This window comes from Haloarcula quadrata, from assembly GCF_003634715.1.
Classification (GTDB): domain Archaea; phylum Halobacteriota; class Halobacteria; order Halobacteriales; family Haloarculaceae; genus Haloarcula; species Haloarcula marismortui.
Genome location: NZ_RBWW01000003.1, coordinates 155,246 through 176,537 on the forward strand (window position 1 = coordinate 155,246; position 21,292 = coordinate 176,537).

Here is a 21,292-nt window from a genome sequence, read left to right on the forward strand (position 1 = left end):
GGTAAGAGCCGTTGAAGATTCAATACCGCTCGAACACGTTCCATCTCTTCGGCCCAGTCGATGATTTCCTCGTACTCCGCGCTCATGTGTTCGCGCAGATAGAGCAAGACTGCGTGCTTCCAGCCGGCAAACCCGTTGCCGGCTGGATCACTCAGTTCCATCAGCGCAGCGTCAGTAAGCTTTTGAGCGAGCGAAGCCACTTGCTTCACGAAGCGGAAGAGGGTGTTGTGCATAACATTACTCTCCCGCTTCATACCCGTGATTCTAACGACCTATCCCGGCGCCGTCTGTGGATTCAATTGAGCCGTTCATACCGATTCAGAAGGTGGCAGGACTTAATTTCGACTAGCCGACCTGTGGCTTTGCGTACATCGCTAAAGAGATAGTCGCCAAGTCGAGACCAGAAGGTGTCTAAGTCCCCCAATAGAACCCTTCTGTCTGGGTCTACTATACTGCCATCACTGTCCTTGGCGAGGTATCTCTAATGATAATTACTGTCCGGAGTGCAATTCGCCGCTGTTCGCTTCTCCGTAATCAAGTTTGAACGGAGTAGAGAAGAGGTAATAGAACTGTTGTCACACCCAAGCTGAAACGGTCGGTACAGGTAACATACTTCGTATAGGATAAACTCGCCGGTCATTCTGTGAGGCCGGTAGTAGTGACTCCGGGTTGGGTTCACCCACTCCGGATTTGACTGCTGCACGCCGGGCACTGGTACTGTTCGCCATCGGCTGTCAGCCGGGCTTTGGTCCCGCTCCAGCCACAGACAGGACACAGAACTGTCTCAGACTCAACCATACATTTTATACTAGATGTTGGCTGGATAAAATGGTGGTGTTGAGAGTCAGCACACAACTGCTGGGTTCAGAGCCGCTCAACAGCCAGAGTGTACGGCGCGTCGGGGTGATCCGGACAGTCTCTGATCTCTGTCTCGACAGTGGCTTGCTCGCCGACCGTATCGACGTTCGCGATTGGAGTATTACAGACGGTACACGTTATCAGCGCCCGCATTCCCCCAGGTTGGTCTGTATCACTTGTTCCGAACATACCTGCTATTGGTGACTCTTGGATATCAAATTGCGTCAGACACTACGCTTGCTGTGAGTCGTTGGAGCGATCGATCTTCGAGAGTTGACAACGACTATCACGGGCAGTCTCAGTGACCTCTTGATAGAGCTATCAATATGATTATTGTATTACTTGTGGGGATATTTGCATTACCGATACAGATCTCGCCGTCAAGATCATGAGCCACTTTCGAGCCGTCTCAAGAATCGTCTGTTAGTACCTCGTGACTGTTTAGGTGGTAACCGTTCAGGCGTGACAGCCACTCAAGCACCTCAATGAGTCGTGTAGAAAGGGTGGGGTGGTGGGGGTGGAATACAGGCACCAAAGTTGGATTCAAGGTGGTGCCTATGATAGAATCTTCGGCGCTGCTGATATCAGTCTTCTGAATAATTGCAGAGACAAGGCGGTTGCCCTCTTGGGTAATTAAGTACAATTTATTTGTACATTGAACGTAACAAATTTGCACGTATGCAGACGGTCCTTGCAAGCACGCTCTCCAATATGCGAGTAATGAGTACCGACGGCCAAGAACTCGGAACCCTACATAACGTCACGTTCCACACAGCCGGTGGTAGTCTCAATCAACTCGTTATCGAAACCGACGCACAGAACCTCTTCGGAAAACAGCAAGACGGCGACGGCTATGTGCGACTTCCAGCGGAACTGATCGAATCACTGCGTGACCATCTAATCATCCGGCCGCCTGATGAGTACCTTGGATAACATCGGTGCCATACAGTCAGAGCCGGGCTCCGTCAACACAAAGACCAGTCACAAGACCGTTACCCATCGAACTACTGAAAAGAGTATGAAGACGCTATAGAAGTGGTGTATAGGGTGCTGAATACCGCCAAAGAAACGAGTGGTACAACCTCGTACGCGGTAGTTATGCTACCCGCCGGCCGAAGATTCATGAAATGACCGGCCTGACCGGAACTCGGTCAGCTCAGCAATCCGGTCTTCGAGCTCTTCGATTTCGCTGCGGAGTTCGTCAGCTTCGTCGCCCTCGGTTGCCTCAAGTTGGTCTTTCAGCCCTTGCAGGCGCGTCTCTTTTTCTTGCTCGTCCACATCGGCTTTGCGAACGTACTCGCTCGGTTCAATGTCGTACACGTCGGACTCGGACAGTTCTGTCACCTCGAGTGCTTCATCAACCTTGCTGGAATCAACCGTCGTCAACCGTTCGCGTTCGATGCCGGCGGATTCGAAGGCGTTCAACACCAGTTCGGCATCTTTGAGCGACCGGTTCCGACGCGTGGTCCGCTGAACGGACCCAAACTGTCCAGAGACTGGCTGGTCGTGATGCAGGCGGTCAAGCAAGACACTGCGAACGTCTTTCCTGAGGTCGTTTGCATTGCGCTGGACGTCCGAGAGCAGGGTGTAGATATTCACCAGCGCGGGCGTGTCGACAGCTTCCAGCGAACCGACATCATGGCGCTCAAGCGCGTCGATCAGCAATAATGCATCTGCATATACGTCTAAATCTGGTTCCTCACGCTCGGTCTCGTTAGAGTCCTCACTCCCACTTTGTGCTTCTACTAGCGGCGACCCCGTGGACTGTTCGCTTTCAGTCAGTGTCCCGGCCCGGTCGTCCACCTCGAAGCGTGGATGCAGAGATAACACAGTTGCGTACGGTTCTGCGTCCGGCGGCAAGCGGTCAACATCGAATTTTCCCTGGGATTCGCTCACGCGCTCGTATAGCGTCTCAAATTGGTCTTTCTGGAGGGGAATCGTCTCGTCGTCGTCTCGGTACTGAATCAGCACTCGGTGTTCCTGCACATCCTCAATGGCGAAGGCTTTGCGTGACAGCGGGGTAACAAGGGTTGCACCAGACTGGAGTGCGTCAATGTTGTCACGGAGATTGTTCCACGTAGGCCCGAAGGTCATGACCAAGAGTATGTGGTGGTCGGGGAAAACGGTAGGGCAAGTGGCTCACTATGTTATTCGACGAACTACAGAACAACTCACAGCAGAGGTAGTCAAAAGAGACTACTCCGGCGCAACGACATCCTCACACGTTGGACACTCTGCCCAAATGCCTTCTGTCCCATCGTCTCGTTCGTATTCAACCAGCAGCCACGCAGTCGTGATACGCTCGTCACAGTTTGGGCAGCGACCGAGACTTCGCGTGTCATCAGGCATGGAAAGGGGATGGAAGGAGCGTGTGACAGTGTTCCTTCCACGCAAAAATTGCCTGTCTTCGGAAATAAGTGTTAGCCAGGGTCTCGACCTCCCGACACAACGCTGGGGCACGGGCTCGCCGTACTGTCCCGGTTGCGAACGGCGCTGGCACTGTATCGGCGATTGGTCCGAGGCAACCGAGGACGGGAGCTGCCAGAACCGACGACCTGCCCCGAGTGCTCTAAAGTAGCTGAGTAGTTCGTGAAAGTCGTCTTCGCCCATCGGCGGGTATGTGGTCGACATCGAGACGAACACTGACACACCGGCCTGCTGGAGTTCGTCTACCGCCTGCCAGCGAGTCATCGGCGACAAGGATATCGACAAAGCCAGAGCTAACCAACGCACCGGGGGATACCGGACCACTGTTGGTTAGCCGTCGACACCTGTCCGACAGCGTCGACTTTTCAGCGCTGTTTCCATCTACTGCTTGTCAGTTATTGCCGGAGGGCGGCCTATTGGTTTCCCCTAGGTTCTTTAGCGTACCTGCTACCGTCTAGAGTATTCACCTATGAGTCAGGCCACACTCGGGTCCCCCTACCGGAATTCTGACCTCTTTGCGGGCTACTATCTCGACGAACGAGTCGCCGACCTGGACGACTGGGAATGTGACGACGACGCGGCGCAAGCCTTCGAGGACCTCCAAGCGCTCTGGGAAGCCGAAGGCGACCTGCTGCCGTCGTACAACGAAGACGAACTGCTGGGTGCATGGATCGACGAAGTACTCGATATCCTCGGCTTCGACACGCTGCAGGAGACGACACTCCCGGACAGCGGCGGGTACAACGACCGCTTGCTGTTCGAGTCTGCCGACGCCCGGCGAGATGCGGCGCGACAGAAACGCGACGGCAACACCGAGGGCATGTACGGGCTGTCGGCGGCTGTGCTTGAGGCCAAGCAGTGGGACGCCGATTTCACCGAGCGGTTTAGCGAACAGCGCTTCTATCGCGATGCCTCATACGGAGTAGTGTAGCAATTTACCGGTGTCCACCCACCTCGGAGCCGGTGTAATCTGAAAATAATCTACACTAATCCGTATCACACCAGATCAAATACTAAGCCGTTTGTGCCGGTCGCCGTAGACGAGGTCGGTGGTAACGATAACCTTCGATAACTGTGATGCGGGCGAATTGCTTCAACCGCCCATGGGTCCGTCTGTAACAGAGTTTTCTTTCAGCGTTTTGTGCTGGTCCCGCCAGCTTCAACCCCACGAGGGTCCGTCTGTAACCCGCAAACAGCGCGCTCGGGAGTGTCTTGGGGCAGCTTCAACCCCACGAGGGTCCGTCTGTAACCCGCAAACAGCGCGCTCGGGAGTGTCTTGGGGCAGCTTCAACCCCACGAGGGTCCGTCTGTAACGCTGAACGCGTAGGACACGGCCAGTATACGGCCGGAGCTTCAACCCCACGAGGGTCCGTCTGTAACGCGCGGCGCTCAAGGATGAAGTCTTGCAAACCGAGGCTTCAACCCCACGAGGGTCCGTCTGTAACCCCGAGAGACAGGTAAACTGCCTTCGGCGGAGCGGTGCTTCAACCCCACGAGGGTCCGTCTGTAACTGGGAGTTCTCAGTGAGAGTAAGGCCAGCGCGACGGCTTCAACCCCACGAGGGTCCGTCTGTAACCTCCCGTCTCTTTCACCGCCTTCTCTGCCTCTATCTGCTTCAACCCCACGAGGGTCCGTCTGTAACTAGGGCTTCGCGAGCGGCGGTGATTTCCTTTGCGTGGCTTCAACCCCACGAGGGTCCGTCTGTAACCGTGTTTTCGACTTTCTCGCGCAGTTCGGCGACCTCGCTTCAACCCCACGAGGGTCCGTCTGTAACTCGAGACGCCAGAACTGAATTTTGATTGAGGTTAGTCGCTTCAACCCCACGAGGGTCCGTCTGTAACGCCCAAGCTCGCCGAAATCGCCGGCGAGCGACGGCGCTTCAACCCCACGAGGGTCCGTCTGTAACCAGTGACCAACAGATACACGACGACTTCGACCGGCTGCTTCAACCCCACGAGGGTCCGTCTGTAACCGGAGGATTCTGTCGATGAGTGACCATGTGCCGACTGCTTCAACCCCACGAGGGTCCGTCTGTAACCGGAGGATTCTGTCGATGAGTGACCATGTGCCGACTGCTTCAACCCCACGAGGGTCCGTCTGTAACATGGCGTTGTGCGTGGTGAGGTCGCCCACCGTCGAGCTTCAACCCCACGAGGGTCCGTCTGTAACGCGAACTCTGGCCTGACAGCGGCGGGCAGACGGTTGCTTCAACCCCACGAGGGTCCGTCTGTAACCTGCCACGGCCACGTTCGGGCGGTCGAACAGTACGACGCTTCAACCCCACGAGGGTCCGTCTGTAACCGTCGGCGAGGCCGTCGCAATCGCGGCGGCCGACCTCGCTTCAACCCCACGAGGGTCCGTCTGTAACCAGATCACATCAACACGGAGACACAACATGACAGACGCTTCAACCCCACGAGGGTCCGTCTGTAACTCAACGAACCGCTGCGCGTTGTCGATGCTACTGCCGCTTCAACCCCACGAGGGTCCGTCTGTAACGTCTTCGGGACTGGTGTCCTCCACGACTTCGTCTTGGCTTCAACCCCACGAGGGTCCGTCTGTAACTTCCGAGATGTAGAAATCTCCTACGGGGAATTCGAGGCTTCAACCCCACGAGGGTCCGTCTGTAACGCCCCACGACCACGCGATAGCCACGTCGTCCCAGTCGCTTCAACCCCACGAGGGTCCGTCTGTAACCGCGGCCGGGATCGCTTCGGCTCGGCTTGTTGATAGCGCTTCAACCCCACGAGGGTCCGTCTGTAACCTGCGGGGATCGGGACGGCGGCGGCCGTCTCAACAGGCTTCAACCCCACGAGGGTCCGTCTGTAACTTACCTCGATAGGATTGCCGACGCGATCAGGAGGCTTCAACCCCACGAGGGTCCGTCTGTAACTCCGTCGAGGAGGTAGCTGCTGGTCAGCGTGTTGCTGCTTCAACCCCACGAGGGTCCGTCTGTAACTCGAGAGGCGCCGCGATGGAACCGTGATATGTTGTCGCTTCAACCCCACGAGGGTCCGTCTGTAACCCGGCGAGCGGCACCCACTCGGGGAGGGTGTCGGTGTGCTTCAACCCCACGAGGGTCCGTCTGTAACTCCTCGGTAGTCCCATGACAGGCCGGTGACGTCCCGCTTCAACCCCACGAGGGTCCGTCTGTAACCGAGGGGCGCGGGTGGGGCGCCGACACTATCGACGAGCTTCAACCCCACGAGGGTCCGTCTGTAACTCGATGTTGACGTGCTTGACTGATTATCCATGCCAGCTTCAACCCCACGAGGGTCCGTCTGTAACTTGTTATGGTTGCGTCTAAACAGTCGACCATGACCGCTTCAACCCCACGAGGGTCCGTCTGTAACGATTAGCTCGCCTATCATCGACGGCAACCGGTTGATGCTTCAACCCCACGAGGGTCCGTCTGTAACTGCCCTGTGCCAGCCCCGTCAACACATCGGCCAAGAGCTTCAACCCCACGAGGGTCCGTCTGTAACCGTGGTCCTTCGCCCGTGGCAAGATGCCCGGCTTCGCTTCAACCCCACGAGGGTCCGTCTGTAACTCCACTCCTTGACTTCTTCGCGGTCCCACTCTTGCTTCAACCCCACGAGGGTCCGTCTGTAACGCTTCGGACTCGCGGAGACCACCAAGGAGATTCGCAAGCTTCAACCCCACGAGGGTCCGTCTGTAACGCCGTCGTCGGCCGCGTCGTCATGCACGTCGCGCTGGCTTCAACCCCACGAGGGTCCGTCTGTAACACGGTGGACCTCGACGACCCGTCGAAGGACATTGATGCTTCAACCCCACGAGGGTCCGTCTGTAACCATGCCCGATTTCCGGGACACAGCCTATTTCTAGCCTGGTTTCACTTCACTATTTTCGTCGACCGCCAATACCCCCGCAACCCCCCGGGGGTCGACGAAAATACCTAGAGGAATTGTTGGTCGTCCATCGGATCGTCACCGTACACGGATCGCTCGACATAACTCCCCGAGTCCATCCGATAAACCATCACGGATTCCCCTTCCTCAAGCATTGATTGGAGGGTCTCTTTGACTTCAACGAGCGTCCCCTCTGTGAGCTCGCCCTCGAATACAGAGTTCTGTACGTGCGTGAGATACCGCCGGAGATATTTGAGAAATTTCGGTGTCCGATCGGCCTGTACGTCGTAGACGATTATCGCGTACACCATGGTTACCACCACCGCTTGAACGGGACATACTCCTCACCAGTGAGCAGGTGCTTTTTTAGTTTGTACACCTCGACTCGGAGCAAGTACTGGTAGCTCACCTTCCTGTTCAATCTCGGATGATCAACGGTCTGCTCTAGGCTTTCTTCGAACGCTTTTGAGAAGGTTTTCCGTCCGTTTTCGTTGAGTAGACAGCCGTTGAGATCCGACTCGAAATCGTCGAGTTGTAGCTGATTGCGGTTGACGACGCGAAAGATGATTCGGTCGGCCAAGAGCGGCTTGAACAGATCTGCGATGTCGAGAGCGAGCGAGTACCGCCGCTCGCCGGGTTCGTGAAGAAAGCTCACAGCGGGGTCAAGCGCGGTCGCTCGGATTGCCGAAACGACGTTGGCGTAGACTAATGAGTTACCGAACGAGATTAGACTGTTTACTTCATTGTCTGGCGGGTTGTATTGCCGACCGCCGAAATTGAACCCATCTGGGAGTACATCGTCGAAGATTGAGTAGTACGCCTTTCTAGCAGTTGCCTCAACCCCCATCAACTCGTTTGTATCCATCTCGTCGGAGAGCGATTCAGCTTGGGCTTCTAAACGGTCGATGATGGCATCGAAATCGTAACCACGGTCGTCGTAGTACTTGACGTTCGCTCGCATGTTGTGGATGCTTCCCTCGATGAACTGACGGGCGATGGCACGTCGCCGGGTCGAATCGTCATAAGCTCTGACTTGTTCGACCAGCGTCTGTCCAGATGTCTGCCCCCGCTCAGGCATGATCGAACCTGCGTAGTAGTCATTCCAGCCAAAGACGTGTATCGCAACGCCGACGTCGTTGAGAAACGAGACGAGCCGAGTATTATAGTCAATCTGCCCGTGTAAGAACAGCGCTTCGGCGTTCTCGATTGGCAGGTACTTTTTTTCGCCGTCCTCAGTGACGAGGCGGATCGTGTCGTTGTGTCGTTCAAGACGGCCGTCGGTGAATACGTGATAGTTATCGTTCATGACTAACAACTCCAACAAAAGTCGTGGTATGCACAGGATTCACAGAATGGCTTTTCTTCCGCAGGCGGTGGCGAGTCACTGGTGGTGACGTCGTAGATGCCGCGGATTGCCTCTTCGACCCACCTGGTGTTCTCATCGGTGAGTGCCACAGTCTCGCGTTTGCGCTCCGTCGGATGGGCAAGTACGCCCTCCCGTTCGACGCCGACGACCTGATCAAGATACCAAAGATAATAGAGTAACTGGAGTTTTGCTGGTTTGATGAGTGATGAGGAGGGCTTCACCTCCATCACTCGGCCGTCGTCCAAGACATCGATAGCGATGGTTCCGTCGATGGATACGTTACGACGCTTGTCGTCGTATGCACTCTCGTCGACCTGTGTACCGCGGACGACTGCGGTGTTGTCTCGGTCGATTTCGAGATGCCGCGAGGCGAACCAGAGCTCCCGTTCACAGACCTCATAGTACTGCATCATCACGCCGGTAACGTGAAATGGGTCGTTGACGGCCTCATCACGAGCTGAACGGAGCAGTTTCTCAACTGGATCCTCACTATTGTCTGTCCTCGATTCAGTCATATGAACTGATGTGCTACGGTGCTATCGGGAACGATGAACCCCGTTCGTTGATCGAAATGGTTCTCGAATCGGCGGACGTCGAGCACGCGGACGCCAGTTGCCCGATTGAATCGTTCGTTCTTGACCAGCGGGACGAGGCTGTTGAGTGCTTCTTTCGTCTCGTCATCGCCGGGATACACCGGCACAGAGATACGGAGCGGCTTCGTCTCGTCGATCGCATCACTGAACGCATCGAAATCGTATGCATTGGCGGCGTTTCGTACTGATTCAACGATTTCGTGGTCTGCATCTGTCCGGCAAATCACTACATCGACAGATGGCCGTTGGTCGATGAGCGATAGGTCTGAAAGTTTGTCGGCCTGTGCGTTATCGACGTAGTCGGCGTAGGCCTGTTTCCCGACGCACTTGTCGTCGTGGAGCCGGTCGTAATACCGTTCGACGGCGTCCCTAGCAACCGCTCGTTCCGTCAGTTCGCCGTCGTCGGAGCGAACCGACGCCAAGGTGTCGGCAGCAACAGGGAGTAACGACGTGCCACGATTGTAGACGGCTTCTGCAGGCGTCTTTTCGACGTCGGGCGGTGCTGCTAGCCACCAGACGGTGACGTGGCCACGGTCACGCTCGAACGAGCGGTTGCAACGTCCGGCAGCCTGCACGACGCTGTCGATGGGTGCCAGGTCCCGGTACACACGATCAAAGCTGATGTCGACGCCTGCTTCGATGAGCTGTGTCGAGACGACGGCGACCGGGTGTCCAGCCTCTGTAAGTTCTTTTGCGGCGTCAACGAGGGTCAACCGATCAGCCGGCCGCAGCCGCGTGGAAAGATGAAGGATGGCGCGGTCGCCGACAGATTGTACTCTTTTCGCGACATCCTCACCGGTGGTAAGTTCCTTCTTGCGGAGTACATCGTCGTACTGCTCGGCGACATCGACCGCGTCTGGGGCGTTCTCGACAAGCCTCTCGGTGAGATGCCGAGCGCTGTCGATGGTGTTACAGACTGCTAGTGCTGAGGTACCCGCTATCAGTTGCTCGGACAGGTTCGTAGCGGCGTCTTCGTAAGATTTCGGGTCTCCCTCATTCCGTGCCTCAATGTAGCGGTCGGTTGACGCGTCGAGGTGGTACGATACCCGTGAGACTTCCTCGAAGTACTGTTCCGGGTCCTCGACAAGTTCCGGTGATTCGGGGAACAGCTTCGGTTGGGTCGCTGTCATGGCAATGACGGTCGCCCCGAACTGCTCGGTCAACATCTTGACGAGGCGCGGGACGATCTTCCACCAGTCAAGCGGGAGACTCTGTGGCTCGTCCAGCACGACAACACTGTCCCGTAGCGCTGGCAGCTTCATCGACTGACGGTTTCCGGGTCCCGCGAGGCTTTCGAACAACTGAACGAACGTCGTCACGGTCAGCCCGGCGCGCCAACTCTCGCCGAGCATCCCTGCGACATCGTCTGAGCGGTCCGCCTCATCCGCGTCGGCGTTGTCCTCAATGCTGGCGTCGGCGAGGTGGTGGTGGGCCGTAAGTAGGTGCGGATGGTCATCGGTATCGTATATGCCCGAAACATCGTCGACGACTTGGTCGATAACGCTCGTGAATGGCAGCGCATAGATAACCCGCTTGCCACCGAGGTTATCTCGGATATCCAGTGCCGCCGACAACCCAGTGAGGGTCTTTCCCATTCCCGTCGGGAGCGTCAGCGTCGCCACACCGCCACCCGCTTTGGCGAGGTCGGCTGCATTATCGAGAACGTCCTCGCGAGCCATCGACCGCAAATGGTTGAGCCGTTCTGACTGACTCCCATCGGGGTCGGCACTCACAGAAGCCTCAATGTCCGCGATATGATCGTTGAGGCGGTCGAGCGACGGCTGGTCTTCTGTGTATGTCTCAGCGACGTTTCGCGCACCAGCAGCGCTGGTCTTGTCTGCGAGAACTAGTGACCCCCAGCACTGGATAACGAGTCCGTAACAGGACGAAGAGAGGGCGTCTCGATTGATACCAGTGGTGGTGCCGGTCGCGGCAACCGTGTCTGCGATGTCATCAAGGAGTTCGCCGAACCCGTCACGAAACGACGCCCACTCCTCTGCACCGGCGGTCGCCGCCTCGAAGACGGTGCTGACCAGCTCTCGGGCATTGTCGTCGATATTCTTTATTTGCTTGGCGACAGCGTTCTGCCGCCGCTCCGCCGAGTTCCGTTCCCTCGGCTCGACACCCTCACGGCGGTGTGCTCGGGTGTGGATGTAGTCCGTGATATCTGGGAGGCTCCCGTGGTGTTTTGCAACCGCGACGAACCCCGCCAGGCACGTCTCGGTGTCGAACCCGCGGGCATCGAGTGCGAAGTACGCGGCGAACGCACCCAGCGGCGCGTGGTGGCGCAATAGTTCATTGTCTGGCTGCCGGTCATCGAGAAGGTAGTCCTGAAAAAACGTCGTCGCCTTCCCGAGGTCGTGGACGTACCCGAGCGTCTTGACTACTGGTCGAAGCGGTTCCCCGGCGGGTGTCCGCGCGCCCGGCGGGACCACGTACTCGACACGTGCAGCCACGTCATTCAGGTGGTCATCGAGCACCACTCCCTCAGATCCGTTCTCCGGCGGATGTGAGTAGATAGTGGTCATCTCAGACGAACACCACAGTCCGTCCGTCGACTCGGGACGGTTGCATATTTCGCACCCTGAGGGGTTTTGCATCCGGGTTGTATGCGTATGTAGTGAATGCTGTGGTCGTCCGACCGCCCGCATCAGTCGTCATGAATGCCGGTGACTCCTCGATGCCACAGCGGGTATCCGAGTCAAGGACGACATCGTCAACAGCGTTGGGGAGTGTGGAGTCGACTGAGACGACAGTGTCATCTGGACCCTCTTCGATGGTAAACTCGCCGTGGAATGATATATTCGCGAGGTGTTCCGAGAGGCCGAGGCTTGGGACGTAGTGGGACCGACCGGCCTCTAGGGTCTGCCGAAGCTCTCGGTACGTTTCGCTGTCGGCGAGCGCAACGTCGATTCGGTACGCCGGGTCAACGAGCACTTCGTAATTGTGCTGCTGTCTGAGATCCATCGGGTCCGGAAGCTTCACGCTGAGTTTCCCGCGGCTGTTGAGGGATTTGAGGTTATCCGCTGCGGTCGAAAGAGCATTTACCGGCATGTTGAGCGTTCGCAGTCCTCGAACTGGTTCGATGGCGATAGCCGATCGGCCGGGCGCGAACAGATCGTAGTAGCCATCTCGCTCGATTCCAAGAACAGCCGCGATGAGGCCAGCAACAGTCGTTCTGGGCATCACCCGATACGTCTGCTTGACCACGTTACCCTCGACGCGCCGGAAGTGCCCCCACGGTCCACGGACTGTCAGCGAGAGGCACCGCTCCGGAGACCAGTCGGAGTCCGTCTCCGACCACTCGTCGAGCGATTCCTGCGACATCATCACTCCGCCGCCGGCAGCGTCTCGAGGTGTTCGTCGTACACGTCGATGATCTCAACGCGGTCAGCCCCGACGGCATCCCGGAGCGCGTTGTATAACAGTTCCGGCCCGCCCGGCTCACCCTCATGCGTGAATTGCAACACGTCACTTGCGACTACGCGGATGCGTTCGACTTGAGCACCCGCTCCGTCGAGTCGGTCGACGAAGTCGTCAATCTCGACAGCGAGATCCCGAACGTTCCGGAGATCCTCGTCGTCCTTCGACGCTTCCTCGTCGAGTCGAAGGTCCTTGTCCAACCCACCGAGGTGGAAACTCTCGTCAGCGTACTCCACGCGGCAGTAGAGGCGTGGTTCCTGTCCGACCTTACTCCGGCTGATGGTCTGATTCTTGATGGCGCGCCAACAGAGTGTATCAAGCCGTTCGACGTCTTCTTGAGTGAGTCTTGTGTCGGCTGCGCCGTGTTCGTCGACTAATCCGTGGAATCGGATGAGTCCGTACTGGATACGGTGGTCGTCGAGATCGAATCCTCCCTGCTCTTTACCTTCTTGAGTTGCGATGACGCTGGTCAGACTGTCGTACTCCTCGTTTTCATTGACTGCGTGCATCGTTTTGCCGGGCGAGAACTGAACCGGCCCGGTAAAGTGATCCGGGAGATGCTTGGCGTACACGTCATCCGTATCGACGGACATCGTTGCCCCGAAATACCGGACATCGGCACTTTTCCGTAAGTACTCTCCGAAGACATCCTCACGGAACTGTTCAGCTTCCTCGTCGTCGTCGAGGTCGTAGCTGTCGTAATCGACGGATTTGAGACGATCTTCGAGCAGGTCGGCCCGAGTGTACTGCTCACCCTCCTCTTGGACGTTCCGGATATAGACTCCGTGCCCGTCGTCGTCCAGTTGGTCCCTGAGATATCGTTTCAACCGGACATCAGTGACGATTGCCTGCTGAGTCTGTGGGTCGATGCGTGGCCGGTTCGCGCTGCTCAGCGGGTTGCCATTCGGATTCGCGTCGACGGCGTCGTACAGAAAGACGATTTCGGAGCGATGCTGGGCGATGTCGGTGGTGTCTGTCATATCAGATGTCCTCCTCAGTGTCGTCAATTGCCGTGCTATCCCACTCCGGATGGTCGTTCATCCCATAGGTGACCCCCAGCGCATAGTAGAAGCGGAGGTCGTCGGTATCGAGATCCCATTCGTCGGGATCAGGTTTGAGGATCGTCTCGCGGAGCCGCTCGACGACGTGCTCGGCCTTTGTTCCCGGGTAGCTCTGACCCGCTTTCTTTTCTTGGCGGGTGTATGTGAGCGTCTTGCCGATGGTCTCCTGTGTCACCTTCTTGATTCGCGACTTGGTGATTGATTTGACTGGGAACTGATCAACAAGTGTCGTAGACCGGTCTTGGTCGTACTCCTGATAGCTCCCGATCTCGCCAACCAGCGCACCGAGCAGGAACGCACCGCGTCGCTGGTCGTTGTGAGGTGCGTCTTCGTCAGGAGCGAGTGCCGGCGTATCTTCGATGAACGATTCGAGCTTTGCCGCCGCGGGATGGCCGCCGTCGGCGGCGAGTATGTCTGTTGGTGGTTCCATCGTCTGTGTATCGTAGGTCGGTTCGCGCGTGATCGGTTCTTTGGCCGCGTCGTCGGATGTCAGTAGGTCGAGTTTGTCTGTCGCGAGTGCACATAACTGGGCGAACTGACTGGCGACGCGGAACGACGGGAAGCCTTCGACGTCGTCGTCGGTCTGTTCGGTTATAATGCGTGCAACATATTCTTCGAGCAGCGTTTCGACCGAAATAGCATCGCCGCTGAGGACGCTGACGAGCGCCTCAATACGGGGATCATCTGCGTCGGCATCGTCGTCGTCGCGCTGTGCGAACGTCTGAGCGAAGTACCACCCCGTCGAGACGGCATGGAGTTGCTCGTCACTGCCCGCAAGCAGATCCCAGTTCGGGTGTGTCGGCATCGGCGGTGTCCATTCCGCCCCGGAGTGGAACGCGGCTGACTGCTGCACCAACTGGTTGTGCTTGGTTGCGAGCTCTTTGGGATAGAGCAACCGGCCGTTCAGCGTCTCACCGAAGACATCGTACCGCGACATCTGGTGTGGCATGACAGCGGAGACGTAGAACCGGAGTTGGGCGTCACCAAACAGCGTATTCCGGTTCTCGTACTGACGTTCGATAGGTGTCATGCCGTCGTCTTCGGTCGTCGCATCGTAGAGTAGTTTGTATAGGTCGAACGCATCTGACGTTGAGATGGTCCCCCAGACGTACGGAAGACAATACACCTTCGTCCCAAACGTGCGGTACGTACATGCCTCGACGAACGTGCCGGCATTCATCACCGTCACTGCCGCGTCTTCGGAGATCGGATGGGTTCGCCACGCCTCCTCGATGTCTAGGCCGGGGAATTTCTCCAGTTGTTTGCCGAGGTAGTAGTTCTGAGGGTCCTCAGAGGTTCCGACGGTCCGAGTCGAAGCCCCGGTGACGATATCGGTGGCCTGTCCCGAGGAGTCGTCGGCCTTGTTCTTCGTGACCAGTTTCGAGAGCTTACGGCGGCGCATCGCGGCCAGGAACACGTCACGCTCTGCAGGCCAGAGGTAGTCACCGTCTGGGTCAACTTTCACCTGCACCGTGAGTAGCGCCGTTGTCGACTCGCCGGCCAGTTCTCGCTTGACCGCCTCCTCGATGGCATCCAGGGTGGCCTCGTCCTCGCTGAGTTCGGCGAGTGCTTCGACGATATAGCCGTCCTCGTGTTCAGTTGCTGCCTCCTGCACAACCTCGTCTTTCGCCCATTTTGTTAGCCGCTCCTTCGCGTAGCGGGCAAGCTTCTCGGGACCACTGTTACGGCCAGCCTGATGCGTGACGCTATGGTCAATACCGCGTGCTGCTGGGTACTTGCAGTGAGCTACCTTCTCGACGCGGTCGTCAGTGTATTTTGTTACCCAGACCGGGCCTCGATCGTCGGTCGCCAGCTGCGGTTCATCACTTGAAAGATCCACACGGACAACGATGAGGCTGTCTTCGCTATCGACGAGGTCGCCTGCCTCATCGGGTGTGAGATATGCGGCGTAGTCGCCACCGCCTGCTGTCGCCAGCGTATACAGTTTGCCGTAGAGATACTGGAGCGAGCGCAGCGATGTGACCGGGCCGTCCGGTAGTTCATCAGCCAGCGTGTCCGCGTACCGCTCGCGGAACTGCTCAGGGGAAAGCATTCTCCCCCTCCAGTTCCGTCTCGTCAGGGCGCGTTTGATCGGTGATGTTGATGAACCCAAAGCCCAGCGAGTTGCGCTCGCCGAGGCCGACATCCAGCGCGAGATTAAGATGCCGTCGGTGGTCGTCGTTCCGGACAGTGTAGTCGAAGCGCCACTTACTGAGCACCCACTCTTCTGTCCGACCAGTCGTTGGCGTCACGGGAATGGCGAAAGTCTTGATCAGCTCGTAGCTGTCGAAGAGGTCGCCATCGACATCGGAGGGGCCCGCCAGATAGTCGGGCATGTAGAGCCGATGCTTCTTATCCAAGTTCGCTTCGAGTTGGGTCCGAAACGGTTCTAGAGTATGTTCTGGCCGCCAGAACTCGGCTTGGTCGTGGTTGACGTCCATCCCGTAATCGTCGAAGCGCCACGGCGGAATCCGGACAAGCACGCCCGTTCCGGTTTCGATGGTGCCGCTGGTGCCGGGCTCGCCGACATCGGGGGCAAGCGGCGAGACATCGTCGACGTGGAAGGGCATCTCGCCGATATTTAGCTCCCGGTCGTGCGTGAGGTCCTCGGCGATGTGGGCGAGCAGGGATTCCTCGGGCGAGGCAACCAGGAGCGTTCGTTCGTCACCCTCGTCCATGTCCTGCGGGGGGAAGGGATTGCTGTATACGAATGGTTTTGGCTGGTTTTTGTCGTGGAGGGCGTCGTACTCGCTGTCTTTGAGGGCCTGCCAGATGCGGCCCTGAAGCTTGTTGTGGTACGTGTTGTCGTAGGCGGCGTCTGTTCGCGCAGAGAGTCGTGTGAGAATCCGCACTGGTTACATCACCAACCATGGAGGAGTTGCTTGCATATCACTATATATATCAGTTGGGTGGTAAATAAATGCCAGCTTTGCGGAATAAAAGTGGAATTAGCTTGTAGGGGCTCTGTATACGTTTAATTTCTACACTCCCACTATATTAACTGTTGTATGGATATGTCTGCTGTTGGGATATTTCTCCCTGCGACACGAGTCCGTCTGCTTCAACCGCCCAAGGGTCCGTCTGAAACGCGACTCCGAACAAGAACAGCTACTCGAACATCTGAAGGCTTCAACCGCCCAAGGGTCCGTCTGAAACCGTCGTGATCTCGACTCGGTGATCGGGCGGACCATGCTTCAACCGCCCAAGGGTCCGTCTGAAACCGTCGTGATCTCGACTCGGTGATCGGGCGGACCATGCTTCAACCGCCCAAGGGTCCGTCTGAAACCTCGGTCTCCTGCTCGCGGTCCTGCTGATCGCACAGCTTCAACCGCCCAAGGGTCCGTCTGAAACTCGTGCCCGACCCACTCCCCGATATTGAGGACGAACAGGCTTCAACCGCCCAAGGGTCCGTCTGAAACGAGCCGCACTCGCTCGGGCGGCTCGTCCTCTCCGGGGCTTCAACCGCCCAAGGGTCCGTCTGAAACTCGTGTGCCGGCCGCCGTCGCCGTTCCGCCGGTCGTAGCTTCAACCGCCCAAGGGTCCGTCTGAAACAGTTGCACATCAGCGCTGAATCCAGATAGTCCGGTGCTTCAACCGCCCAAGGGTCCGTCTGAAACGCCAGTCAACACGACATACGGATCGTCAAACTCACCGCTTCAACCGCCCAAGGGTCCGTCTGAAACGCCAGTCAACACGACATACGGATCGTCAAACTCACCGCTTCAACCGCCCAAGGGTCCGTCTGAAACCCATGTAGTCAAGCACATGACCGAACCCATCAACGCTTCAACCGCCCAAGGGTCCGTCTGAAACTTCCTCAATCCCTCCGCGCCGAGCCTGTTCCAGCCGCTTCAACCGCCCAAGGGTCCGTCTGAAACTGGTTGTCTCTGGCATAAATTACTCTGTTAAACGACTGGCTTCAACCGCCCAAGGGTCCGTCTGAAACGCCGGTTCTGTTCAAGTGACTTCAACAGTTCGCGCTGCTTCAACCGCCCAAGGGTCCGTCTGAAACCAGCGCGTTTTCGATGCCTGTGGTAAGCGACGAGCTTCAACCGCCCAAGGGTCCGTCTGAAACGTCTCAGGCGAGCTCCTCGAGGAAGGTGTCGCGGTGGCTTCAACCGCCCAAGGGTCCGTCTGAAACTAGCCGCGACCTTCGCGGACACCCCGCTTGGTTCGGCTTCAACCGCCCAAGGGTCCGTCTGAAACCCGCAGCGGTCTTAGTCAGTACCCCCCGCCGAGTGCTTCAACCGCCCAAGGGTCCGTCTGAAACCCGAGGGACGAGGGGTCATAGGTCTGTCCGGCCTGCTTCAACCGCCCAAGGGTCCGTCTGAAACCCGTCGATTCCCTGTCGCTCGGTGGTATACCGGGCGCTTCAACCGCCCAAGGGTCCGTCTGAAACCAGCTTACCACTTATCATACCGACAGGCATCTAGCTGCTTCAACCGCCCAAGGGTCCGTCTGAAACTCAGGGGGATGTTGTTGTTCGCGATTGTGCGCATCGCTTCAACCGCCCAAGGGTCCGTCTGAAACCTGTTCGTCTGCCGATGATGCTGATGGACGAGTTGGAGCTTCAACCGCCCAAGGGTCCGTCTGAAACACCAGCAGCGACACACCCAACAGCGACAATCGACAAGCTTCAACCGCCCAAGGGTCCGTCTGAAACTGTACGTCAGCCGCTTGTCGACGGCGTTGTAATCGGCTTCAACCGCCCAAGGGTCCGTCTGAAACTCTCCAATCCGTCGGTTCGTGAGCGTTCGCAAGCTGGCTTCAACCGCCCAAGGGTCCGTCTGAAACTGGAACCAAAGTTGATGAGAACGGCAACGAGGTTCCGCTTCAACCGCCCAAGGGTCCGTCTGAAACGACGCCGGGGCAACAGCCACGCCGGTCCTGACGGGGTGGCTTCAACCGCCCAAGGGTCCGTCTGAAACTCCGGGGTCGGCCAATTGCATACGCCGGACGCATTGCTTCAACCGCCCAAGGGTCCGTCTGAAACCAGGCGTTCATGCGTGCGATGCGACAGTACGAGGCTTCAACCGCCCAAGGGTCCGTCTGAAACCCGCGACACCGTCGGCGACGGGTGGGCGGAGGGCAAGCTTCAACCGCCCAAGGGTCCGTCTGAAACAGATTACAGGCAACAGTATGCCGTCGGAACCTATCGCTTCAACCGCCCAAGGGTCCGTCTGAAACGCGGCGGCGATGATACCCCGGCAGCCGGACAAGGCTTCAACCGCCCAAGGGTCCGTCTGAAACAAGACATCGACATCGGCGAGCACAAAGCCGAGTTCGCTTCAACCGCCCAAGGGTCCGTCTGAAACACAGGCGTTCATGCGTGCGATGCGACAGTACGAGGCTTCAACCGCCCAAGGGTCCGTCTGAAACCGTGGTTGTCGACGACCTCGGCGACCCCGCCGATGCGCTTCAACCGCCCAAGGGTCCGTCTGAAACCGGTGCATGGCGGGAGTGCCCCGCAGGTCAAGCGGCTTCAACCGCCCAAGGGTCCGTCTGAAACGTCCAGAAACACGAGCTCCAACACTCGGGCTCGGTTGCTTCAACCGCCCAAGGGTCCGTCTGAAACCATGCCCGATTTCCGGGACACAGCCTATCTCTAGCGTGGTTTCACTTCACTATTTTCGTCGACCGCCAATACCCCCGCAACCCCCTGGGGGTCGATGAAAATGTGGGACTGTTGTTCTACACCGTCGCCGCCACGTGCTGAAACTCAGCCCGCGACGGCGTCGGCCGCAACGTCAACCCAGCCAACGCCAACTCCCGTAGCACCTCTGGCGGGACACCCTCCGAACCACGCAACACAGCATCCAACGTCCATTCACCGTATTGGCTCGCGCTTGGCGCAAGCACATCCACGGACTCAGTCGCCACCTCATCTCGAATAGCCCGCGCTGCACGTCGCACCCGCTTGCGCTCCTCGACGGTGCAGCTCACGCCTCAGCACCTCGCACAAGATCGCCGACCAGCGACCCACCGACGTGCGGCCCAACGTCCCAGCCGCGCTCACTACGAGTGTATTCACACCACTGTGCGAGCGTCTCGAAGGGTGTCTCGGCCAGCACAACCTTCTCTGCCTCACCATCAGCCACAGCGAATTCGTAGCTGTCCCAGTAATGCGCCGCACCCTCGCCGTCGACGCCAAGAAACAGCGGGCGACCTTGGGTGAGTGGCTCGTGTACGGGACAGGCAGTACAGGTTACGTATCTATCGATAGGAAGTGCGAAGGCAACAGGACTCCAGAAAAGTTAGAACAGCCACAGTCCGATGTCAGTACGTGACTACCAATGGCCCTCCTCCCCAGTGGAGACATCCAAAATACGTCGCAACTGTCATCGGCGTTCTTGCCACTGGTGCTCTCGTGTTCTACAGTTCACTAACTCAGTCTGGCCCGACTGTCGATGAAATCATATTCGTAGTGCTCGCTATCACTATCCCTGTTACCATCGCTTACGAACTTGCTCGTCGGTTCGGATGATAGGTATACTTCCTGAACGGTTGGTTCAGGGGATCGAGGAGAGAAACAAATGACGGTTAGAAATCCGAGTGGGTAGCTAACCAACAGCTTTGGGTTCTGCCGGGGCCTTGTTGGTTAGCGCTTTTTACGACACCGTGTCCTGCCACGTACTAATACTCAGCTTGTGCCGGCGACGGCCGTAACGTCAACCCAGCCAAACCCTGACGCGGTGCCTGATAGACACGTTAGATGAGATGCTCGATGGATTCGCCGTCCCGGACCAACTCGGACTGCTGAGGCTCGGCGTCCGTAGCACGTGTAGAAAATGACTCCGGTGAGACAGCCTGTTGCATTGCTGTGAGCTTCGACCGAAGTTGGCCGCTCGTCGAGCGCACCAGCTCATCGTCTAGCCAGGAATGCACTTCGAGCCCGTCGAAGCGCGTTGCAACCTGCTGGACTGTATTCAACTGTTCGAGGGCGTACTCGACCCAGTACTGGTGGTTGTCTTGCATCCGCTGGAGTTCGGTGACAACGTCGTCGTAGCCGGCTTCTTTGGCGGCGGTCAGACACTGCTGGAAATTCGCGCCACGGGGATTGATTGGTTCGTGGAAGACGACAACCTCACCGAGCGCTCTAAAGTAGCTGAAAGACCTAACCCATGGGAGCATGGCATAATAAGACATTCGACGATACTAGTGCAGTCACTGATAGCCCTCCCGAATATTTAATTTGCATATGTCCAATAGAATTCAGGTACTTTATGTAGAGGATGACCCAGAATTTGCAGAAGTCACTGCAGCCCATCTTGAGCGTAAAGAAGACTGTCTCAATGTCGTAACCGAACAAAGTGTAAACAAAGGGATTCAGCGTTTAGAGAATATTAGTTTCGACTGTCTCTTGTCTGATTATCGGATGTCAAATAAAGATGGCCTCGAATTTCTTGAGATAGTCCGCAAGGAACATTACAATCTTCCGTTTATATTGTTCACTGGAGAAGAAATTGAAAATGTAATAGATGGCGACATTCCAGAGGGTCTTACCGGCTACCTCAAGAAGGGGACTAGTAACCAGTATACTCTACTCGCCACCCGTCTCGTGGATGCTGTTGAACGCTACCGTGCATCGCAATACGAGATTCCTGAATAAGCAACTGAAGTCTCCCGCTTCAACTCGTTTGATTTAGTGGTCTACCTCGCTGCTGTATGGCGATTCAACACGGCCCAAAATTCAAA

Annotated in this window: 16 protein-coding genes, 2 pseudogenes and 2 CRISPR repeat arrays; of the genes and pseudogenes, 3 read left to right on the forward strand and 15 right to left on the reverse strand. The window is 57.4% G+C overall.

Going from position 1 to position 21,292, the window contains the following annotated elements:
• Positions 1-8: 8 nt before the first annotated feature.
• Positions 9-254, reverse strand: a pseudogene (locus tag BDK61_RS21380) (IS5/IS1182 family transposase); the annotation flags it as partial.
• Between the two features lie 610 nt (positions 255-864).
• Complete coding sequence (locus tag BDK61_RS23135; protein ID WP_148709170.1) at positions 865-1,047, reverse strand: hypothetical protein; 183 nt, start codon at positions 1,045-1,047, stop codon at positions 865-867.
• A 489-nt stretch (positions 1,048-1,536) separates the two neighbouring features.
• Between BDK61_RS23135 and BDK61_RS21385 the strand changes: the two genes are divergently transcribed.
• On the forward strand, positions 1,537-1,791 hold the full coding sequence (locus tag BDK61_RS21385) for a PRC-barrel domain-containing protein (protein ID WP_004966886.1): 255 nt from the start codon (positions 1,537-1,539) through the stop codon (positions 1,789-1,791).
• Between the two features lie 168 nt (positions 1,792-1,959).
• On the opposite strand, the gene BDK61_RS21390 is transcribed toward BDK61_RS21385, so the two are convergent.
• On the reverse strand, positions 1,960-2,952 hold the full coding sequence (locus tag BDK61_RS21390; RefSeq protein WP_121304607.1) for a hypothetical protein: 993 nt from the start codon (positions 2,950-2,952) through the stop codon (positions 1,960-1,962).
• A 102-nt stretch (positions 2,953-3,054) separates the two neighbouring features.
• Positions 3,055-3,207 (reverse strand): DUF7837 family putative zinc-binding protein, encoded by a 153-nt coding sequence (locus tag BDK61_RS23680; RefSeq protein WP_167467424.1) that lies wholly within the window; start codon positions 3,205-3,207, stop codon positions 3,055-3,057.
• Between the two features lie 547 nt (positions 3,208-3,754).
• Between BDK61_RS23680 and BDK61_RS21400 the strand changes: the two are divergent.
• Positions 3,755-4,210 (forward strand): annotated as a pseudogene (locus BDK61_RS21400) (hypothetical protein); the annotation flags it as partial.
• A gap of 165 nt (positions 4,211-4,375) precedes the next feature.
• Positions 4,376-7,097: a CRISPR direct-repeat array (repeat unit 30 nt; unit sequence GCTTCAACCCCACGAGGGTCCGTCTGTAAC).
• A 104-nt stretch (positions 7,098-7,201) separates the two neighbouring features.
• Here the strand turns inward: BDK61_RS21400 and cas2 are convergent.
• The 11 genes from cas2 to BDK61_RS21460 all read right to left on the reverse strand — a co-directional run bounded on the left by cas2 (position 7,202) and on the right by BDK61_RS21460 (position 20,728).
• Positions 7,202-7,465 carry a CRISPR-associated endonuclease Cas2 gene (gene cas2 / locus BDK61_RS21405; RefSeq protein WP_121304611.1) on the reverse strand — a complete coding sequence of 88 codons (264 nt, stop codon included), beginning with the start codon at positions 7,463-7,465 and terminating at the stop codon, positions 7,202-7,204.
• A gap of 2 nt (positions 7,466-7,467) precedes the next feature.
• Positions 7,468-8,460 (reverse strand): type I-B CRISPR-associated endonuclease Cas1b, encoded by a 993-nt coding sequence (cas1b, locus tag BDK61_RS21410; RefSeq protein WP_121304613.1) that lies wholly within the window; start codon positions 8,458-8,460, stop codon positions 7,468-7,470.
• Between the two features lie 2 nt (positions 8,461-8,462).
• Positions 8,463-9,035, reverse strand: coding sequence for a CRISPR-associated protein Cas4 (locus tag BDK61_RS21415; protein ID WP_011222270.1), 573 nt, complete (start codon positions 9,033-9,035; stop codon positions 8,463-8,465).
• Positions 9,032-11,641, reverse strand: coding sequence for a CRISPR-associated endonuclease Cas3'' (locus tag BDK61_RS21420; RefSeq protein ID WP_167467415.1), 2,610 nt, complete (start codon positions 11,639-11,641; stop codon positions 9,032-9,034). Before BDK61_RS21420 ends, BDK61_RS21415 begins: the two co-directional genes overlap by 4 nt.
• Before the next feature lies 1 nt (position 11,642).
• The gene (gene cas5b, locus BDK61_RS21425; RefSeq protein ID WP_121304617.1) at positions 11,643-12,440 is read right to left on the reverse strand and encodes a type I-B CRISPR-associated protein Cas5b; all 798 of its coding nucleotides are present in this window, start codon (positions 12,438-12,440) and stop codon (positions 11,643-11,645) included.
• Between the two features lie 2 nt (positions 12,441-12,442).
• Positions 12,443-13,516, reverse strand: a complete 1,074-nt coding sequence (cas7b, locus tag BDK61_RS21430) for a type I-B CRISPR-associated protein Cas7/Csh2 (protein ID WP_011222267.1) — start codon at positions 13,514-13,516, stop codon at positions 12,443-12,445.
• Between the two features lies 1 nt (position 13,517).
• Positions 13,518-15,650: a type I-B CRISPR-associated protein Cas8b/Csh1 gene (cas8b, locus tag BDK61_RS21435; RefSeq protein ID WP_121304619.1), complete on the reverse strand. Its 2,133-nt coding sequence runs from the start codon at positions 15,648-15,650 to the stop codon at positions 13,518-13,520.
• The gene (gene cas6, locus BDK61_RS21440; protein WP_121304621.1) at positions 15,637-16,449 is read right to left on the reverse strand and encodes a CRISPR-associated endoribonuclease Cas6; all 813 of its coding nucleotides are present in this window, start codon (positions 16,447-16,449) and stop codon (positions 15,637-15,639) included. The genes cas8b and cas6 overlap by 14 nt, the downstream gene beginning before the upstream one ends.
• Before the next feature lie 206 nt (positions 16,450-16,655).
• A CRISPR array of direct repeats spans positions 16,656-19,172; the repeat unit is 30 nt; unit sequence GCTTCAACCGCCCAAGGGTCCGTCTGAAAC.
• Between the two features lie 116 nt (positions 19,173-19,288).
• Positions 19,289-19,540 (reverse strand): hypothetical protein, encoded by a 252-nt coding sequence (locus BDK61_RS21445; protein ID WP_121304624.1) that lies wholly within the window; start codon positions 19,538-19,540, stop codon positions 19,289-19,291.
• Complete coding sequence (locus BDK61_RS21450) at positions 19,537-19,818, reverse strand: hypothetical protein (protein ID WP_121304625.1); 282 nt, start codon at positions 19,816-19,818, stop codon at positions 19,537-19,539. Before BDK61_RS21450 ends, BDK61_RS21445 begins: the two co-directional genes overlap by 4 nt.
• Before the next feature lie 487 nt (positions 19,819-20,305).
• Positions 20,306-20,728: a radical SAM domain-containing protein gene (locus tag BDK61_RS21460; RefSeq protein WP_121304629.1), complete on the reverse strand. Its 423-nt coding sequence runs from the start codon at positions 20,726-20,728 to the stop codon at positions 20,306-20,308.
• A 67-nt stretch (positions 20,729-20,795) separates the two neighbouring features.
• Between BDK61_RS21460 and BDK61_RS21465 the strand changes: the two genes are divergently transcribed.
• The gene (locus BDK61_RS21465; RefSeq protein ID WP_121304631.1) at positions 20,796-21,206 is read left to right on the forward strand and encodes a response regulator; all 411 of its coding nucleotides are present in this window, start codon (positions 20,796-20,798) and stop codon (positions 21,204-21,206) included.
• Positions 21,207-21,292: the final 86 nt, after the last annotated feature.

Coding starts and splice junctions, on each gene's coding strand:
- cas2 (WP_121304611.1), bottom strand. CDS start 7,465: ATGGTGTACGCGATAATCGTCTACGACGTACAGGCCGATCGGACACCG.
- BDK61_RS23135 (WP_148709170.1), bottom strand. CDS start 1,047: ATGTTCGGAACAAGTGATACAGACCAACCTGGGGGAATGCGGGCGCTG.
- BDK61_RS21390 (WP_121304607.1), bottom strand. CDS start 2,952: ATGACCTTCGGGCCTACGTGGAACAATCTCCGTGACAACATTGACGCA.
- cas7b (WP_011222267.1), bottom strand. CDS start 13,516: ATGACAGACACCACCGACATCGCCCAGCATCGCTCCGAAATCGTCTTT.
- cas1b (WP_121304613.1), bottom strand. CDS start 8,460: ATGAACGATAACTATCACGTATTCACCGACGGCCGTCTTGAACGACAC.
- cas5b (WP_121304617.1), bottom strand. CDS start 12,440: ATGTCGCAGGAATCGCTCGACGAGTGGTCGGAGACGGACTCCGACTGG.
- BDK61_RS21420 (WP_167467415.1), bottom strand. CDS start 11,641: ATGACCACTATCTACTCACATCCGCCGGAGAACGGATCTGAGGGAGTG.
- BDK61_RS23680 (WP_167467424.1), bottom strand. CDS start 3,207: ATGCCTGATGACACGCGAAGTCTCGGTCGCTGCCCAAACTGTGACGAG.
- BDK61_RS21415 (WP_011222270.1), bottom strand. CDS start 9,035: ATGACTGAATCGAGGACAGACAATAGTGAGGATCCAGTTGAGAAACTG.
- cas8b (WP_121304619.1), bottom strand. CDS start 15,650: ATGCTTTCCCCTGAGCAGTTCCGCGAGCGGTACGCGGACACGCTGGCT.
- BDK61_RS21465 (WP_121304631.1), top strand. CDS start 20,796: ATGTCCAATAGAATTCAGGTACTTTATGTAGAGGATGACCCAGAATTT.
- BDK61_RS21460 (WP_121304629.1), bottom strand. CDS start 20,728: ATGCTCCCATGGGTTAGGTCTTTCAGCTACTTTAGAGCGCTCGGTGAG.
- BDK61_RS21385 (WP_004966886.1), top strand. CDS start 1,537: ATGCAGACGGTCCTTGCAAGCACGCTCTCCAATATGCGAGTAATGAGT.